Source organism: Agarivorans sp. QJM3NY_29 (assembly GCF_050870835.2).
Lineage (GTDB): Bacteria > Pseudomonadota > Gammaproteobacteria > Enterobacterales > Celerinatantimonadaceae > Agarivorans.
On sequence record NZ_CP194036.2, the window covers coordinates 3,075,709 to 3,091,914 of the forward strand.

A 16,206-nucleotide genomic window follows, 5' to 3' on the forward strand; every position below is an offset into this window, starting at 1 on the left:
TCTGGCAGTATCAAGGTTACCGCCAAGCCAAATAACAAAGATGTCGAATTCCTGCACACTCAAAACTGAGTGTTTGAATAACTATAAGAGGTGAATATTGAAAGCACATCGAATCAAAATTGCTCGGTTCATCACCGCAATCATTTTGCTCACTCCCATGATGTCTTGGGCTGGTCAGGCGTTAGTGCATGTTCCGGGCACCACTGTATCCATGACGCCTCCTGCTGGTTTTACGCTGTCTAACAGTTTTTCAGGCTTTGAAAATTTGACAACACATTCCAGCATTGTGATTGCCGAGCTCCCCGGAGACGCCTACGCTCAACTACAAATACTCTTCACTGATGCCGCGATTGCAAAAAAGGGCTTCGCCACAAAAGGGATCCAGATAAGCAAACGTCAAAACATCAAAGTTGGCGCCAACAGCATTCCATTGCTATCGGGAAATCAGCATATTAATGGCATAAATGTTGTTAAATATATAAGTCTACTCGATGGGAACTCAAGCGTTCTGATTAACTACAATCTTTTAAACCAGGAGCAGCTGAGCGAAAATGACGTCATAAAATCACTACAATCCATCTCACTTTCTGCAGCTGAACCGCTTGAAACAAAGTTGCAAAACTTACCTTTTAAATTTACAGCATTCTCTCCCTTTAAAGTCGTGGATGTACTGCTTGGCAGCTCCGCCTTACTCACCACTTTCGACGGTAGCGATCCAAGCGGCAATTTACCGATCATGGTCCTTGCAAGCTCACAAGCTCAGCACAACATTGGTGATATTAAGCCTGCTGCAGAACAATTTTTGAAATCGACAACTGGTTTTCAGGATGCCCGCATTACCAACGCTCAGCCCGTTAAATTTGCGAACTTAGACGGATACAAAATACAAGCGACTGCTGGCGATAAAACAATTGTTCAATATCTAGCAATGAAAGAAGACGGAAGCTATCTGCGCCTCGTCTCAACAGGAGCCACGCAGAAGATAACAGAACTAGTAAATGCCATTCAATTAGTCGCCGATTCAATGACTTTGACACCCTAAACGACTGTATAGAAGCAACAACGCTGGCGACTCGGTGTTGCTTCTACCAGAGATCGATCAGCTCAAGAGTTCACCATGCAAGGTATCAATATTATAGGGACCAGCGGCAGCGGTAAAACTGCCTTTAGCAAACAATTAGCGAAAGCCTTGGCTTACCCGCATTATGAGATGGATGCGATGTTCTGGAAGTCCAATTGGACTGAATCCACCGATCCACAACTATTCGCAGCGATTACTGCCGTTACCGAGCAAGAAAACTGGGTTTTAGATGGCAACTATAATCGAACGATCCCAGTGAAATGGGCCCATGTTGATACCGTAATTTGGCTCGATTATTCACTCCGCAGAACCTTATTTCAGGCGGTAAGACGGGCGTTGAGCCGCAGCTTACATCGCCAAGAACTATGGCAGGGAACTGGCAATCGAGAAAGTTTTCGAAAAAACTTTATGAGCCGAGATTCGATAATACTTTGGACGCTAAGAACCTATAGAAGCAATCAGCGCTATTACCAACAACTGATGCATACCAACACCTACCAACATATCAAATTTATTGCAGAACTGAATCATTAGGCCGCAGTTTTATGTTGTTACATTTATGTCTCGCAGATCCGAACAGGCCCAAGCAGGGGATTACAGAGGTTTAGGGACCGCGGGTAGGTTTTCCTTTAATAGCTTAATAAACTGATTGCCTGACCAACTTCGCTTATACACTAAGCCAAAGCTGTAGTTCACTGCGGGTTTAAAAGGACGAATTGCGACTTTATCCAGATTAGCTAAGTCATAAGCGGTAATGGGGTTAATCAGGCTCATTCCCACATTGTGTGCAACCAAAGAACAAATCGCGGCAATATTTGCCTCGGTTTTCCCAGAAATTCGAATATTACTCTTGGCAATATGCATTAACAGCTGGTCCGCCGCTAAGTTAGGTTGATTGGGGATCACCAAATGTTGATCCTTAAAATCATCGGTAGATATTTGCGCCTTATTGGCAAGCGGATGTTCAATGGGGACCAAACAGACCGCTTCCACTTCACAAATTTTATCAACAATCAGCGTTTGACTACTAACAGGCAAGGTAACAAAACCGGCATCAAACTGCCCCGCCTCTACAGCCCGCACCACCTCTGAACTCGTCAAGATGTCGAAAGAGATATTATATCCAGAGTTAATGCCTAACACCGCCGCAATCACTTGTGGTACAAAAGCAAAACCCAAACCGGGCACCGCGGCTAAGCGGATCCTTGATGCGCCAAACTCACGCAAAGCCACAATACTATGCTTCATCTCTTCAAGGTTACCCAGTAGGCCGAGTATTTCGCCATATAATTCATCGGCTTCCGGAGTGGTGATGAGACGCTTTTTATATCGAGTAAACAAAGGCATCCCTATGTTTTCTTCGAGTAAGGCCAAGGAACGGCTCACCCCAGATTGAGTAATGCCTAAATCTTTTGCAGTACGAGTCGCCGTTCCTGTTTCATAAAGCACTTTAAAAATAATCAGTGATTTCAACGAATTTAAATTAATTTGCGACATATCCTGCCCTTATTTTGGATGCCAATGCGGGATTTCAATACTAAATAGTATCACTCAGCATATGAGTAAAAGTCATCAATTAATGAAAAAACATTATAATTTACAATATTAAATTCCTTCTTATAATCGATCTTGTATTGAGGAAAACCAATATTTTTCAAACACGGATGTGAGGGGTGTAATGACAACAAATAATGCTTTGTTTTATCAAACTAGTGATGATGCGCCATTGATTGATCGTGCTGATGGTATCTATCTTTGGGACAATAACGGTAAACGCTACATTGATGGCTGTTCCGGCGCGATTACTTGTAATATGGGTCATAATCATCCGGCAATTAAAGCAGCGATGAAACAACAACTAGAGACGATAGCCTTCAGCTATCGCACCCAGTTTGAGAATCAGGCGGCGATTGATTTAGCCAATCAGTTGGTTGAAATAACCAATCATGACTTAGATAAAGTGTTCTTTGTCGGCAGCGGTTCAGAAGCCGTAGAAAGTGCGATTAAACTCGCTCGCCAGTACTTTTTTGCACTTGGACAAACCCAACGTCAGCATTTCGTGTCACTGCGACCGTCCTATCACGGCAGCACCTTGGGAGCCTTAGGCTTAACCAGTTATCAACCGTTAGAGCAGCCCTTTAGCAGCATTATTAATTCAGCAATTAAAGTGCCCTCACCCGATCTTTACCGCTATTCACAAGCCTCACTGCAACTCCATATTGAAGCGGTATTGGGCGAAACTGAAGCGGCGATCAACGAGGTAGGCGGTGAAAATATTATAGCCATCGTACTCGAGCCCGTTGGCGGTGCCAGCACCGGTGCAAGAATGCTTACTCAGCAATATTATGATGGTATTCAACAACTTTGCCAGCGCTTCGGCTGCTTACTTATTCTTGATGAAGTGCTTTCAGGAATGGGGCGCACCGGCCAATGGTTAGCATACCAACACTGGGATATAAAACCCGATATTGTCGCCTTGGCGAAAGGCTTAGGTGCCGGTTACTACCCTATCGCAGCAATGCTGGCGAGACAAGAATTGGTCAGCCCCGTCCTTGAGAGCGGCGGGTTTCAACATGGTCATACTTACGCAGGGAATCCATTAGCTTGCGCGACAGGTCGCGCCATTATTCAAGCAATGCATGACGAGCAAATCGTGGCCAATGCCGCCAAACAAGGAGCTTACTTGCGCGAGAAGCTCGATCAATTACAAGATTACCATCCGATGATTGGTCATGTTCGAGGGATTGGTTTACTACAAGGTGTTGAATTTGTTCAAAACCGACAAACTAAACAAGCATGGCCAGCCGAATTCAATATTTTTGCGCAGATTACCAATATTGCGAAACAAATGGGCTTATTAATCTATCCCCGTCGCAGTCTCAACGGAGTCGCAGGTGACCATATCCTGATTGCTCCTCCATTAACCGTCACAAGTGAAGAAATCGATTTAATCGTTTCGTTATTTAGTGATGCTTTACACAAGCTCGAACAGGCCTATTTATAGCAGCTGTATACGCCTTAATTTACATTCGATATTAAAAGGAAATTAATATGTTTTTAAGAATACTACTAAGTGCATGTCTAAGTTTGGGATTAACACTATCGGCTCACGCCGAGGATGGGATCGCCAAGGTAAAACAAGACAAACAACTCAGTTTTGCCCTAAGTGGGGCCTACCCGCCGTTCAACTATGTTGATGACAACGGTAAATTGGTTGGTTTTGATGTTGAAATTGGTCAAGAAATAGCGCGTCGGATTGGTGTTGAAGGTAAACCCGTTGCCACCGCCTGGGATGGGATTATTGCGGGTCTGTTGGCCAAGCGCTATACCACCATCATTGGCTCCATGGCCATTACCGAAGACCGCCTAAAAACTATCGACTTTTCGCAACCCTACTATCGCTCTGGCGCACAACTATTCGTCAAAAAAGGCGCTAAAACGATGAACATAGAAGATCTCAAAGGCAAAAAAGTAGGGGTAACCCTAGGCACCACCTTCGAGGCGTGGTTACGTAAAAATGCTCCGGAAGTCGAAGTTCGTACCTATAAAGGCGTTCCGCAACTGATTATGGAAACTCAATCAGGCAGACTTGCTGGATTTGTCTCTGACCGAATGACGGGCTTAATGGCAATTAAACAGCATGATTTCAAATTACAGATGGCTGGAGAACTGCTCTACCCTGAATTGATTGGCATCGCCCTCAATAAAGGAAACCCAGAGTTGCTTAAGGCAATTAATAGCGCCATTACCGAAATGCAATCTGACGGTACTTATACCCAGATCAGCCAGAAGTACTTCGGTACCGATATTCGATAAGGAGTGAATTCATGTTTGACTGGGCTATCATCATAAAATATATGCCCGTGCTTTCTGAGGCGGCAATTCTCACCTTATATATCGCCATCGTGGCGCTTGCTTTAGGCTTAGCGTTTGGTTTGATTGCGGCATTGGCAAAGGTCTCTAATAATCTACTATTTAGAGCAATCGCCAACTTCTATATTTGGTTAATTCGCTCGACCCCATTATTAGTACAACTGTTTCTTATTTACTATGGATTGCCCCAGTTTGGACTTGATTTATCCCCCTTCTTGTCTGGTGTACTTGGTTTAGCGCTCAATGTGGGCGCTTACAATGCCGAAACCATAAGAGCTGGCATTCAATCGATTGGACAAGGCCAAACAGAAGCAGCCAAATCAATCGGAATGAATCATGCGCAAACCATGCGGCGCATTATTCTTCCGCAAGCGCTGCGCAATATTATTCCGCCTTTAGGAAACAATTTTATTATCTTAATCAAAGATACCTCTCTGGTTTCCACGATTACGCTGGTTGAACTCACCATGAAAACGCAACAATTAGTTGGAACCACCTATAAGCCATTTGAGCTCTACCTCGCGGCAACTATGCTGTATGCCGTCATGACAAGTGTAACCGCCGCCTTACTGCATAAATTAGAACGACACCTGCATCAAAAAACCACGAGGAGCTAAGGAATGGCCAACTCCATTGTAAAAATCAACGCCCTAAAGAAAAGCTATGGCCAACTAGAAGTGCTTCGTTCGGTCAACTTAGATGTAAACGCAGGGGAAGTGATTGTCATCATTGGTCCTAGCGGCTCAGGCAAGAGCACTCTGTTGCGCACCATGAACCATTTGGAGACCCCCAGCGGAGGTACCATTATCGTGAATAACACGCTCGTAAATGACGATAATCTCAACGGAAAAATGCTCGAGCGTCATTTATGTAAAGTTCGTACCAACTTAGGCATGGTTTTCCAGCACTTCAATTTATTCCCGCACATGACGATCCTCGAAAATATAATTGAAGGCCCAACTATTGTGCTCAAACAAGCCCGCCAAGAAGCGACTCGTCGAGCCATCAAATTACTGGAAAGTGTCGGTTTAGCCGACAAACAAAATGCCTATCCAGACATGCTTTCTGGTGGTCAAAAGCAGCGCGTTGCGATTGTCCGAGCGTTAGCGATGAACCCAGCGGTTATGTTGTTTGATGAACCCACATCGGCTCTCGATCCCGAACTGGTGGGCGAAGTACTGGCGGTTATAGAACAGTTGGCTCGCGATGGTATGACCATGCTGATTGTGACTCACGAAATGAGTTTTGCACAAAAAGTTGCTGACCGCGTGATATTTATGGACGGTGGTTACATCGTTGAAGACGGCACACCAGAGCAATTATTTGGCAATCCTCAGCATCAGCGAACCCAGCAATTTCTAGCGAGCATTCATTCATGAACAAACAACAAACATTACAGCAGGCAATTGCTGTAATCCCCGAGGGTGCGACGGTTATGGTGGGCGGTTTTGGTTGCCCAGGAACCCCTTTCACCCTGATCAACGAATTATTACGCCAAGGGCAGCGTCATTTAACCTTAATCAAAAACGATGCCAACGAGAGTGGTATTGGGATCAGTAAACTTATCGAAAATGGTCAGGTCGATAAACTAATTACCACCCATCTAGGTTTAAATAAACCGGTGATCGACTTGATGAACAGCGGCCAATTAGAAGTTGAATTTCACCCGCAAGGCATTCTCGCCGAAAAGATCCGTACTGCCGGAGCCGGCAGCTTTGGCTTTTTATCTGATATTGGGCTCGATTCTGAAATCACCTTACCGGAACAGCTTTTGGAATGGCAAGGACAGCGCTATAAAGTTGAAATGGCGCAAAGCGCAGAGTTTGCCTTATTGCACGCAGCCCAAGCCGATCACTACGGCAACTTAATGTATCAGGGGTCGGCGATCAACTTCAGTCCCTTAATGGCAATGGCAGCAAACCATGTGATTGTGGAAACCGCTGATTGCCAAGAACCCGGGAGCCTTAATCCAAATCACATTCATACGCCATCGGTATTTGTGAGCAGTTTAGTGCCATTAGCCGCATTATCTGATGAATACGGAGCTCTTTCTCATCATGTCAAATATTAGTCGAATCATCGAACGAGCCGCGCGCGAGATACAAGCCGACACTGTCATCAATCTTGGGATTGGTTTACCAGCTAAAGTTGTCGAGTTTTTACCGAAGGAATTAAACATTTTAATCCATTGCGAAAATGGCGTGCTCGGCGCCGCCGAACAACCGAAACCGGAGGATATAGACCCCTTCGTGATAGACTCCGCCGGGAACTATATTTCAACTTGTCTCGGCAGTAGCTATTTCGATAGTGCTGTATCTTTTGCGATGATCCGACGTGCAAAACTGGATTTAACCATGATTGGGGCGTTTGAAGTGGACCAAGCCGGTAACTTAGCCAACTGGAAGATCCCGGGGCGTTTTTCGCCAGGCATCGGCGGCGCGATGGAGCTTGCACAAAAAACCCCGCGTATTGTGGTATTGATGACCCACTGTGACAAAAAAGGCCAGCCTAAAATTCTAAAGCAGTGCCGATTACCACTTACCGCAAGACACTGTGTATCGCGGATTATTACAGATAAGGCGGTGATGGATGTGACCCCGCAGGGTTTAGTGCTTAAAGAAAAAGCCAAAGATATAAGTCTAGAGCAACTGATTCACTTCACCGAAGCTGATCTTATCATTCCAGAACAAATAGGTGAGCTATGAGCTTTAATCAATGTGAACAAGCCATCCTCAATAGCTGCGAGCAACTCTTCGAAGATGCCCTCTCTTTCACCGAAGACATGGTCCAACAATACGGCGTACTCAACCATGAGCAAGGTGTTCTAGATATTGTTGAAAGACAGCTCTGCGCCTTAAAACTTCCGGTGGAACGTGTCGCAATGAAGCATAGTGATATGTGCGGTCACGCCCTCTATGCCCCCGTGCCATGGGATCATGAGAATAAATACAACCTGGTAAGTCAACTCAACAAAGGCGCTCCAGGTAAAACGCTGGTACTGAATGGTCATCTCGATGTTGTGAGCGCAGACCCAGCAGACATGTGGACTCAGGCTCCTAATCAACCATGGCGAAAGGACGGTTGGTTATATGGTCGAGGCGCAGGTGATATGCAATCGGGCGTCGCCGCAATGATTTTTGCGGTACATGCCATTCAACACGCCGGGTATACAATTAAGTCACCGTTAATTATTCAAGCCGTGGTCGAAGAAGAGTGCTCTGGAAATGGCGCTCTGGCATGTTTACAGCAAGGATTTGGCGGCGACTTCGTGCTAATTCCAGAACCCTTCGGACCACAAATTTATGCCGCTCAAGTTGGTGTCTTATGGTTCAAACTGCTGGTCAGAGGCCGACCCGCCCATGTTTTAGATACATCAGCTGGCGACAATGCGATCGAGAAAATACAGAAATTAATTCCTTGGTTAAAATCGCTAGAAGCTGAACTTAATGAGCTCGAACGACCAGCACCCTATGATCAAATTGCGCAACCGTTTAACCTGAACATTGGTAAAATTAAAGGCGGTAATTGGGCTTCGAGTGTTCCCGCACATGCCGAAATGGAAGGACGGATCGGCTTTCCGCCTGGCATGAGTGCCAGTCATATCATGCAACGGGTAAACGATTGTATTGAACAAGCAGCCTTAAAAGATAAAGCCTTTGTGAGTCAAAAACCGATCCTGCGGTTTCATGGCTTTCGTTCTGAAGGACATATCGTGGATACTGGCCATGCAGGGGTCGGCTTGCTTGCTAACTGTCATCACACATTATTAGGAAAAGAACCTGAGCATTATTTATCCACTTGTACCACCGACTTACGCGCATTCCATTTCTATAGTCGAACCGCTGGAACCTGCTACGGGCCAATAGCAAAGAACATTCATGGCGTTGATGAGTGCGTCGATATCGAATCCATTCGCCACACCTTAAAAACCTACGCTCTCTTTATCAGCCGCTGGTGTCAACTGGAGAAAAAATGAAAGCTGTTTATCTAAGTCATTATCAACGAACTGCCTTTAGTCGAGCCCACCCTAAAAAATCCGAGGTTGACACCTTAGCGCCAATACGTGGCGATACACTTTTGGCACAACTGATCGACCATGCGTTAATCGAAACCGCGGTTAATGCAGATAAGGTGGATGACCTATCGCTCGGCTGCGCTCTCAGTGTTAAAGATCAGTGGAGTTTTGGTGGACGTTATCCGCTTTATCAAAGCCAATTAGGCGATCAGTGTGCCAGCAGAAGTATCGACCAGCAATGTGGTTCTGGGATCTCAGCAATCCGTTCCAGTGCATTAATTTTAGCTTCGGGGGCAGCCGATATCGCACTCGCCGGAGGCTATGAAAACATGACTCGGATCCCCATGGGCCCCTCGTTATTTCAGCAAGGTATTCTCACGATTCCAGAACATTACGCCGATCGTTATCAAATGGATGTCGTGATGAATATGGGCCTCACAGCAGAAGCCTTGATGAAAAAAACACAGTGCGACCGAAACACAATGGACGAATTCGCTTTAAGCTCACACCAACGTGCAGCCAATGCCCAAGCCAGTGGTTACTTAAGCCAAGAAATTCTGCCGATCCATACCAAGCATGACTCCGTATTTGAACAGGATGCCAACATTCGAAGCGATACCAGCCTCAGCCAACTCGCAGCGCTTAAACCGGTATTCACTGAAAACGGTCATATAACCGCTGGGAATAGCTCCCCCTTAACCAGTGGTGCGGCGCTGATGATGTTAATGACGGAGTCAGCTTTAGAGGAGCATCATGCTCAACCACTCGCTCGAATAGTTGCTTGCGCCGATCGAGGTACTCAACCAGAACTTATGGGACAAGGTGTGGTGCCCGCGATACAGCGAGTGCTGCAAATGGCGAAGCTAAAACCAGAGCAAATCGATTGCTGGGAAATTAACGAAGCATTTAGCATCGTACCACTTTATGCAATGGCACAATTGGGAATTAGCCATGAACAGCTAAATATAAACGGCGGAGCCATCGCCCTCGGCCATCCCCTTGGAGCCAGTGGTATTCGCTTAGTTGGCACACTTGCTCGAACTTTACACCAACAACAAGCTCGCTACGGTGTTGCTGCCGCTTGTATCGGAGGCGGTCAAGGGATCGCGATGTTAATCGAGCGAGTCTAAAATCCATATCATTGTTCATATACTCCCCATATCCATGTAACAGTTTGTTCCATGGATATGCAACCACCGTTACTTTCGAGTCATTCAGCAATGCTAAAAAACCTAGAGACAAATTACTAACGTTTTGTTTACATAGAACATTATAGAGATGTAATCCTTTATAAATCAGGCGTATACTTCAATGCTTCTCGACTGGCTTACAGGTCGAGTCACTCTTAATATGAGAGTGACATTATGTCAAAGCCCTGCCGTAACGTGACTCTATTCACCCAGCGCTTGCCAGCCAGAGAAATAATAATATGAGCACTGATTAGCCGCTCATCAAAGGTACTCTCTTTTAATCAGCGGCATTGTGTAAAAAATATTGACTTATTAAGGGAATTAAAATGAAAGTTACAGTCTTACCATTCTTTATGTTAGCGGTTTCAATCGGGGGTTGTGGTAGTAGCAATAGCGAGAGTGGCGATGTAAAAAACATCGATATCGAGAATGCCTCCATTTGTTTTAATGAAGATTTATATGAGCTCGGTGCAACACAGACTATCAGCATGGTCGCGCAAGATGGATCCATTGAGACCAGTTTAACGAAAGTGATTGAAGAAACAACTTACCGGAGCCAGCCTGCATTGCTCGCTCAAACAACCGAAAATAACGTCACCGATAACGCCTATTTATTCATCGATGAAGGGAATAAAGAACAAATCATGTTGGGAGAAACTGATAATGCAAATGAAAACGAATTGAGCTATACGCCTGGTACCTCAATGCGATTTGACGTAGATAAAGGTGATATTCATCGTCAAACCATTACCATGATCGTAAACAACTCATCGGGGGTTGACCAAGAATTTGTGACCAACATTAGTTCAGAATTTCAAGGCTTTGAAAACATCACTGTTCCTGCTGGTACCTTCAAAACATGCAAATTTGAACAAAGTTATTCAATGACATTACCTGACGGCTCTCCGGCTGAGGGTAAGGATATCATCTGGTACGCAGCAAACTACGGAGTGGAAGTTCAAATATCAAATGATGGAACTATTAGCAAACTGGTTGAAGCAGAGCTCAATGGCGTCAAAATGTAAATTCCAAATGGTGTTTATTTCAATATTTAAACGATGATACAGCTGGTTAAAAAATGGGGGGATAAGTCTCCTCGCTCCACCCGCACTAGCCATTAAAAACGCTGCCATCAGGCTCGGCCTAAAGGTAGCGTTTTAAACATCTCATCAAGCAAGCTCTAGCGCAACTTAAAGCTGCTCCGAGTAAGCCTTGAAAGTCAGCTCACAGTGCCACGCTGGTAAACCAGCTGACGACAACAATCAGCCCACTAATCAACAACCCTTCGCCAAGACCAACCGCCATCACAATCTGTCGTCGCGGTAAACCGGCCAAGCGCGCGAGATAGACAATCAGCTCGGTAAATACCAAAGGGAAAAAAGCCCATCCGGCAATCGCCGCAACACCAAAAGAGCGAACCCAGCGCTGCGCTCGTTGCACACTCTTGCTAGGCAAGGCTTCCAGTCGCTTTTGCATATCCATGTAATCAATCGCCAGACAAACCAAATAGGCGGAGCTACAAGATGCCACCAAAGTAAGAAGAAACATCAGCAGCGGATCGATACTACTTGCCATTAACAGAATCAAGGGCATAGTCGGGATAAAAAGTACCCCACGCAGAAAAATAACCAAAGTATAAGCCGGCAGAATATACCAATAATATGCATCCACCACGGCCCGCATATCACTCAAGCTATAGTTGCTACTTAAACCTTGCATCCCGACAATCGCCAACAAGGCTATCGCAATCCAAAGCACCAGTTTTAACTTTGCCTTCATTTGTCATGTCTCTTACGTTCAGGACAAATATGTTGGACTCGAGCCACTTCACAACTGGCCTTACTGTTACAGCGCAGCCCTTCGACCTGCCAGCTTATATCGATACTCCGGTGCAGGCCGAAAATCATAAACTGACAAGGCTGCGGATAATCATGAACCACAAACATACGCGCAAAAAAAGTACTTTTATCGTGGCTCTCAGGCAAACCTTGTTTCAGCGCTTGTAACAGCGCATCATCATTAGAAAAAGAGGTACTCAGCTGCCAACGCTCAGCCAACTCAGATTTTGCCTGAACCCTGTAGCTTACAAATTTGTGCTCTGGCAATAACGCTAAGCTGGTATTTAAGGCTACGGTAAATATGGGCGGAGTATAAACGATAAGCGCAATGCTCAGGGCGATGGAGAGACCCAGAGCGATCACGACTCGAAATAAAATTTTTTTCACCCTTTTAAAGCGAGTGCCTGTTTTCAACTCCTTTTTGCCGCTTTTCATTCTCATCCCTCAAACACCGAAGCTTTCCTGTCTTACCACTGATGCTATTTTTAATCCAAGTTACAGGCCGATCCCTGCCACGACTTCTAGACCCCCCAAGCTTACCGGATTATTTTACGGAGATCGTTTTGTGTAAAAATGAAGCGCAGTGCAATTCACAAAAACGAGCGTAATAAAATAATTCCGAGTGCAGCTTTTTGTGTGCCGCCAGCATGGGCATGAACTCATGAGGTGAAAGTCCGCTGTTGGAAGGTCACCGCTTAATAAGACTTTGATTATTAAACGCCAAGAACTAGCGAATGGCAAGGGCATAACTGCGAAGGGCTCTCCAAATAGAAACTATATATATCTGATTATTACGCAAATACGGCGACAGCCAGATGGCCTGCCGTCAAAAATTAGCGGCATTTAAAAATGCCGCAGCAGGCAATGTAATTAGCCTTAAATAGTGAACCTTATGACTTAAGCTTCCAATAAGCTTTGGTGTGATTATTTTTTCCCTTGATATGGCGCTGATTACGCAGGTAGTGTCGTACTTTTGTCGCTGAAGACGACTCTAGCGCAGCCCATACCGCATCGATGTTATCGAGACTGCGTAATATGCGTAACACTTCTGTGGCTTGCTCTTGTTCTGCACAAACCACTCGGTGAAGTTGAGCGCCGCGAGGCAGGCTGTCTTCAGAAAAGTAGTTCTGCTGCTCTTTGTTGGCACTTAATATAATGACCACTGGCGGTAATGCATTACTCCAATGTTCAATAATACCCGCCGCCGCAGGATATGCCGTTTCATCAGCAATAATCAGAGCTTGACCATTGGCTAAATGGGGGTGTTGGTCTTGGGTTTGTGAACGACTCATAAATACATCACCGATACTCAAGCGCTCTGCCCACTGGCTCCCCGCGCTATTGCCATGCGTATAAATATCTATCTGCCCACGGTCGGGGAAAGGGGCGGAATCACTGCTTTTCCATGATTTACGTAAGGTGTAAAGCCGCACATTTTTATTGGCTTTATATAACAGTTTTTCACGATTCTTCGTTGAAAGGTGCTTCATTAACCAAATAAACAGATGGTCAGCTATACGCTTTAAGCAATGTTTTTGAGTACTTTGTTGGACCGAATTTGCCCGCTTTTTTTGCATGCCTTTTAACACCAAAGCATAGGCATAGCCTGGGTAGTATTCTGGTAAAGGCATGTCACTTTTTACGGTCAAGCGAATGATATTGGCGGTGAGCCATTGTTTATCAAGCACTTCAAAAAACTGCTTACCATTGCCCGAAAAGTCAAGCCCCTGCTTTACAATACTCGCGTAAGCTAAATAGAGAATTCTTTCTTCTAAACTGCCCTCTATTTCAAAGGGGACAAGTATTGTGTGTTGAGCCGATTCAACTGCAAATACGATATCAAGTTGAATCCCCTCTTGGAAGATATCTTTAACCCTTGCCGATACTATTTGTTTATCCGACACATGGCTTTTAGCAATGGCTAATAACTCCTCGGGGTGGTCTTGATTAACATGGTCAATAATGTCGACTTTATGGTCAACATCGCGAATGGGGGTTGGTGACATGCTCATGAGTTTTTCGTACTTCTGCTGGACTTAAACGAGCAGAGCTTAATAAAGCTCTGCGAAAAAACGAATCATTGTGGCGAATCAATCTACATACGGTACATGGCACTCATGCCAATAGTGCGTGACTGGCCAACCGAGGCAAGCGCGCCAGCACGATAGGAAACCGCATCATCATTGGTGAGATTTTTAATGTAGGCATTAATGGTGAAGTCTCCTACTCGGTAACTCGCGCGAGCATCAAGCAGAGCATAATCACCAGCGACTGATGTCTCGGTATTTTCTAAGTCTGAGTAGTACTCTCCGACATAGGTGGCGTTGGCACCTAGAGTCCAACGTTCATCGATATACACCGTGAAACCAAGGCTCGCATTCAGTTTTGGCGCATTAGTGAGCCGATTCCCCTGATATGACTCATCATCACTGATTTCACTGTCTAGCAAACCAATCGCCGTTGTTATTTCTAGATTGTTGGTCAACCAAGTGGTGCCCTCTAGCTCTAAGCCGTAGGTATAAGATTTGCCGACATTCTCAATGGTAAAACCACTGGTTCCTGCTTGATAATTTTTGTAATCGTTATAAAACAAATTGGCATTTAATACGCTTCCACCGACAAATATACTCTTGCTGCTTAGCTCAAATGCCGATACCGTTTCACTGTCATAACTATATTCTTCGCCAAAAAAGTTAATCCCTAAACCGGAAGGGCTGTAACCTTTGCTGGCTGTTGCAGCAAGAGTGGTTGAGTCGGCCAAGTCATAGAGCAAACTCAGCTTCGGCAGATAATAGGTTTCACTGTCGTTTTGACTATTATCGCCCCCAGAAAACGCTGTAGAACTAGTCTTATCTGCGTCTTCATTTTCGACCCGTACGCCCGCCACTAGCCTGTATTTTGGCGAAAGTGAATATGTTCCCTCCCCATATAAGGCGCTGGTTGTGGTTTGATATTCGGTTGCAATAGTAAAGTTAGAGGTAGCAAGAGAAGCATCTTTATGAGAAATAAAGATCCCAACAACCCCGGTTAGCGCCGACTCGTTTTCGCTGAGTAGCAGCCGATTCTCCAAGGCATAAGTTTCATTGTTAATATCGTAGGTATTGCCTGTCGAATAGGCATCGTCATGGATATCAGAGCTACTGCGACTGATATGCAACGAGTTAGTTAGGCTATCATTGATCTGATAATCAATGTCTGCCGCAATAGAGTCCGCTTTAGAGTCTTGCAAACGCACTTCGTTAGAGCCGTTTAAGGAGAATGTCTTAGAGGCAATGCCCTCATCGGTATTACTGGCAAAGTTAGCATGCTCCCCTTGATTATTATGATAATTAAGAGTGAGCTTTGCAGACAAAGCAGGGATATGAGTAGGCAGCCACAGCAATTTTCCTCTAGCGTTAAGCTTATCTGACTCACTTAGATTCGGCGTATCATAACCATTAGTATCGTAATTTAACCAGCCTTCTCCAGTGGTAGCATCAATCACCACTCGGTAGGCCAGTTCATCTTCAAGCAAGGGCCCCGATGACATAAGGCCAAGGTTATAATTCATATTGCCATTTTTATAATTTTCAAAACCGCCTCTAAACGCGGCTTCGCGATAAAAAGTAGGGTCGTTGGTATTGATCACCAGCGCACCACCAATAGCACTAGAACCTTGACTGCTCGATTGAGGCCCTCGAAGCACTTCTAATTGTTCGATATCCCAAACAGAAACAGGGTTAAAATTATAACCAGAGAAATCTTGGGTCACACCATCCACCACGCTCACCACTCTAGCGCGAGCCCCGGTTAAATATGCGAGTCCCCCGGTGGCCGCTCCGCCGCCCGAAATACCCCGTATCGAGATATTATTAAACGAATCGGCGATAACATTAGGCGCCAATACCGCACTCTCTTTGGCTTCTTTATATTCTCCAGACTCTAAGCGCTCGCCTGAGATAAGTGTGACACCAGTGGGGACATCCTTGATGTTTTTATCTCTTTTTTCACCCGTGACCACGTATGTTTCAAGCGATACCGGTTCCGCGCTCAATATTGAAGAATATGCCATGCTGCTAACAACACACGCCAATAAGCACCGAGAATAAAACAAACTGGCTCGAATATTTCTTTGGCAATGACTCATCATAAGACTTCCTTTCCAAATAAAATGAAATAAATTAAAAATTGTAATGAATGTTTTAACTTTGCATTTAGCAAAGCTATTAA

The 16,206-nt window shown here is 45.0% G+C and carries 16 protein-coding genes; 11 read left to right on the plus strand and 5 right to left on the minus strand.

Annotated elements, in window-relative coordinates; genetic code table 11:
• The first annotated feature begins 97 nt into the window (after positions 1-97).
• On the plus strand, positions 98-1,042 hold the full coding sequence (locus ACRRS0_RS13930) for a hypothetical protein (RefSeq protein ID WP_432452588.1): 945 nt from the start codon (positions 98-100) through the stop codon (positions 1,040-1,042).
• Between the two features lie 75 nt (positions 1,043-1,117).
• On the plus strand, positions 1,118-1,615 hold the full coding sequence (locus tag ACRRS0_RS13935) for an AAA family ATPase (RefSeq protein WP_432452587.1): 498 nt from the start codon (positions 1,118-1,120) through the stop codon (positions 1,613-1,615).
• Positions 1,616-1,675: 60 nt separating this feature from the next.
• Here ACRRS0_RS13935 and ACRRS0_RS13940 read toward each other — a convergent pair whose 3' ends face one another.
• Positions 1,676-2,578, minus strand: coding sequence for a LysR family transcriptional regulator (locus ACRRS0_RS13940; protein ID WP_432452586.1), 903 nt, complete (start codon positions 2,576-2,578; stop codon positions 1,676-1,678).
• 181 nt (positions 2,579-2,759) lie between these two features.
• Between ACRRS0_RS13940 and ACRRS0_RS13945 the strand changes: the two genes are divergently transcribed.
• The 9 genes from ACRRS0_RS13945 (at position 2,760) to ACRRS0_RS13985 (ending at position 11,184) form a co-directional block, all read left to right on the plus strand.
• Positions 2,760-4,085: an aspartate aminotransferase family protein gene (locus ACRRS0_RS13945; RefSeq protein WP_432452585.1), complete on the plus strand. Its 1,326-nt coding sequence runs from the start codon at positions 2,760-2,762 to the stop codon at positions 4,083-4,085.
• A gap of 47 nt (positions 4,086-4,132) precedes the next feature.
• Complete coding sequence (locus tag ACRRS0_RS13950; RefSeq protein ID WP_432452584.1) at positions 4,133-4,897, plus strand: ABC transporter substrate-binding protein; 765 nt, start codon at positions 4,133-4,135, stop codon at positions 4,895-4,897.
• An 11-nt stretch (positions 4,898-4,908) separates the two neighbouring features.
• Positions 4,909-5,571: an amino acid ABC transporter permease gene (locus ACRRS0_RS13955; RefSeq protein WP_432452583.1), complete on the plus strand. Its 663-nt coding sequence runs from the start codon at positions 4,909-4,911 to the stop codon at positions 5,569-5,571.
• 15 nt (positions 5,572-5,586) lie between these two features.
• Positions 5,587-6,333 (plus strand): amino acid ABC transporter ATP-binding protein, encoded by a 747-nt coding sequence (locus tag ACRRS0_RS13960; protein WP_432456170.1) that lies wholly within the window; start codon positions 5,587-5,589, stop codon positions 6,331-6,333.
• On the plus strand, positions 6,330-7,025 hold the full coding sequence (locus tag ACRRS0_RS13965; protein WP_432452582.1) for a CoA transferase subunit A: 696 nt from the start codon (positions 6,330-6,332) through the stop codon (positions 7,023-7,025). Before ACRRS0_RS13960 ends, ACRRS0_RS13965 begins: the two co-directional genes overlap by 4 nt.
• Positions 7,012-7,659: a 3-oxoacid CoA-transferase subunit B gene (locus ACRRS0_RS13970; protein ID WP_432452581.1), complete on the plus strand. Its 648-nt coding sequence runs from the start codon at positions 7,012-7,014 to the stop codon at positions 7,657-7,659. Before ACRRS0_RS13965 ends, ACRRS0_RS13970 begins: the two co-directional genes overlap by 14 nt.
• Entirely contained in the window at positions 7,656-8,930 is a 1,275-nt protein-coding gene (locus tag ACRRS0_RS13975; RefSeq protein WP_432452580.1) for an ArgE/DapE family deacylase, read from the plus strand. The genes ACRRS0_RS13970 and ACRRS0_RS13975 overlap by 4 nt, the downstream gene beginning before the upstream one ends.
• The gene (locus ACRRS0_RS13980; protein WP_432452579.1) at positions 8,927-10,099 is read left to right on the plus strand and encodes an acetyl-CoA C-acyltransferase; all 1,173 of its coding nucleotides are present in this window, start codon (positions 8,927-8,929) and stop codon (positions 10,097-10,099) included. Before ACRRS0_RS13975 ends, ACRRS0_RS13980 begins: the two co-directional genes overlap by 4 nt.
• A gap of 386 nt (positions 10,100-10,485) precedes the next feature.
• Positions 10,486-11,184: a TapB family protein gene (locus ACRRS0_RS13985; RefSeq protein WP_432452578.1), complete on the plus strand. Its 699-nt coding sequence runs from the start codon at positions 10,486-10,488 to the stop codon at positions 11,182-11,184.
• Between the two features lie 199 nt (positions 11,185-11,383).
• On the opposite strand, the gene ACRRS0_RS13990 is transcribed toward ACRRS0_RS13985, so the two are convergent.
• From ACRRS0_RS13990 to ACRRS0_RS14005, 4 genes are all read right to left on the minus strand, one after another.
• Positions 11,384-11,938 (minus strand): hypothetical protein, encoded by a 555-nt coding sequence (locus tag ACRRS0_RS13990; RefSeq protein ID WP_432452577.1) that lies wholly within the window; start codon positions 11,936-11,938, stop codon positions 11,384-11,386.
• Positions 11,935-12,432 (minus strand): hypothetical protein, encoded by a 498-nt coding sequence (locus tag ACRRS0_RS13995; protein ID WP_432452576.1) that lies wholly within the window; start codon positions 12,430-12,432, stop codon positions 11,935-11,937. Before ACRRS0_RS13995 ends, ACRRS0_RS13990 begins: the two co-directional genes overlap by 4 nt.
• 455 nt (positions 12,433-12,887) lie before the next feature.
• Positions 12,888-14,009, minus strand: a complete 1,122-nt coding sequence (locus ACRRS0_RS14000; RefSeq protein WP_432452575.1) for an SIP domain-containing protein — start codon at positions 14,007-14,009, stop codon at positions 12,888-12,890.
• An 83-nt stretch (positions 14,010-14,092) separates the two neighbouring features.
• Positions 14,093-16,126, minus strand: a complete 2,034-nt coding sequence (locus ACRRS0_RS14005) for a TonB-dependent receptor (RefSeq protein ID WP_432452574.1) — start codon at positions 16,124-16,126, stop codon at positions 14,093-14,095.
• Positions 16,127-16,206: the final 80 nt, after the last annotated feature.

What these genes read in the sequence shown, in the direction of transcription:
- ACRRS0_RS13935 (WP_432452587.1), top strand. Translation starts at nt 1,118, where the DNA reads ATGCAAGGTATCAATATTATAGGGACCAGCGGCAGCGGTAAAACTGCC.
- ACRRS0_RS13940 (WP_432452586.1), bottom strand. Translation starts at nt 2,578, where the DNA reads ATGTCGCAAATTAATTTAAATTCGTTGAAATCACTGATTATTTTTAAA.
- ACRRS0_RS13945 (WP_432452585.1), top strand. Translation starts at nt 2,760, where the DNA reads ATGACAACAAATAATGCTTTGTTTTATCAAACTAGTGATGATGCGCCA.
- ACRRS0_RS13950 (WP_432452584.1), top strand. Translation starts at nt 4,133, where the DNA reads ATGTTTTTAAGAATACTACTAAGTGCATGTCTAAGTTTGGGATTAACA.
- ACRRS0_RS13955 (WP_432452583.1), top strand. Translation starts at nt 4,909, where the DNA reads ATGTTTGACTGGGCTATCATCATAAAATATATGCCCGTGCTTTCTGAG.
- ACRRS0_RS13965 (WP_432452582.1), top strand. Translation starts at nt 6,330, where the DNA reads ATGAACAAACAACAAACATTACAGCAGGCAATTGCTGTAATCCCCGAG.
- ACRRS0_RS13970 (WP_432452581.1), top strand. Translation starts at nt 7,012, where the DNA reads ATGTCAAATATTAGTCGAATCATCGAACGAGCCGCGCGCGAGATACAA.
- ACRRS0_RS13975 (WP_432452580.1), top strand. Translation starts at nt 7,656, where the DNA reads ATGAGCTTTAATCAATGTGAACAAGCCATCCTCAATAGCTGCGAGCAA.
- ACRRS0_RS13980 (WP_432452579.1), top strand. Translation starts at nt 8,927, where the DNA reads ATGAAAGCTGTTTATCTAAGTCATTATCAACGAACTGCCTTTAGTCGA.
- ACRRS0_RS13985 (WP_432452578.1), top strand. Translation starts at nt 10,486, where the DNA reads ATGAAAGTTACAGTCTTACCATTCTTTATGTTAGCGGTTTCAATCGGG.
- ACRRS0_RS13990 (WP_432452577.1), bottom strand. Translation starts at nt 11,938, where the DNA reads ATGAAGGCAAAGTTAAAACTGGTGCTTTGGATTGCGATAGCCTTGTTG.
- ACRRS0_RS13995 (WP_432452576.1), bottom strand. Translation starts at nt 12,432, where the DNA reads ATGAAAAGCGGCAAAAAGGAGTTGAAAACAGGCACTCGCTTTAAAAGG.
- ACRRS0_RS14000 (WP_432452575.1), bottom strand. Translation starts at nt 14,009, where the DNA reads ATGAGCATGTCACCAACCCCCATTCGCGATGTTGACCATAAAGTCGAC.
- ACRRS0_RS14005 (WP_432452574.1), bottom strand. Translation starts at nt 16,126, where the DNA reads ATGATGAGTCATTGCCAAAGAAATATTCGAGCCAGTTTGTTTTATTCT.